The 825-nt window shown below is 50.2% G+C and carries 1 protein-coding gene and 1 pseudogene; both read left to right on the top strand.

All coding sequences use genetic code 11. The annotated features are described in order from the left end of the window. Window positions 1-372 precede the first annotated feature (372 nt). On the top strand, window positions 373-552 hold the full coding sequence (locus tag AN476_RS23015; RefSeq protein WP_054463959.1) for a hypothetical protein: 180 nt from the start codon (window positions 373-375) through the stop codon (window positions 550-552). Between the two features lie 39 nt (window positions 553-591). Next, a pseudogene (locus tag AN476_RS23320) lies at window positions 592-825 on the top strand (integrase); the annotation flags it as partial.

Genomic DNA, 825 nt, shown 5'->3' with positions numbered 1-825 from the left:
CACCCTGTATTAGGGTGCTTCAGAAAATCTCAGGTGAATGCAAAAATGAACCGTACCAGACGGTTATTTGTCTCATGGGGTTCCATTGTGGATCACTCAATCCCATACTGAGGGGTGGACCGGATTGACGACACTACACAAACTATCAGCACGAACGATCAAGCCCCTCTCAAAGGGCAAATATGGCGATGGTGCAGGCTTGTGGCTTTCGAAAAGCGATTTCGACGGTGGTAAGTGGTTCTTGCGGTATACTATTCACGGTCAACGACGGAAGCTCGCCACCAAGCAAGTCACTGGCGGGAAGTGGTTCGGCTCGGGAAAGATCCCATTCGGGAAAGGGAACGCCTCAAGCGTGAAGCGGCTAAACCAGTCATGACGCTGGAAATGGTTGCCCGAGAAGCCTTTGAGGCCAAGAAAACGGGTTTGAAGGCTGACGGTAAGGCGGGCCGATGGATGAGCCCTATTGAGTTACATGTTTTGCCAAAGTTCGACCGCATCCCTATCGGCGAAATTGACCAAACCGATGTAAAGCGGATCTTGAGCCCAATTTAGCGAACCAAATCAGACACAGCTCGAAAAGTTGTAAGCCGATTGAGGTACATTATAAAGTATGCAGCAGCCTCCAAACTAGAAGTCGACATTCAAGCTGTTGACTTAGCGGTCATCCTGCTTGGGGAAACCGGCCACGTTTCAAAGAACATTCCCGCGATGAACTGGAAAGATGTGCCGAAATTCTATCAAGGTCTCGAAGATAGAGCGGTCAGTCATCTTGCCGTGCGTTTCCTTATCTTGACTGGAGTGCGGGCAAAGCCTGTTCTGTCCGTC

The sequence above is a fragment of the Phaeobacter sp. 11ANDIMAR09 genome (assembly GCF_001294455.1).
Lineage (GTDB): Bacteria > Pseudomonadota > Alphaproteobacteria > Rhodobacterales > Rhodobacteraceae > Pseudophaeobacter.
This window is presented reverse-complemented; position numbering and strand designations above follow the sequence as displayed.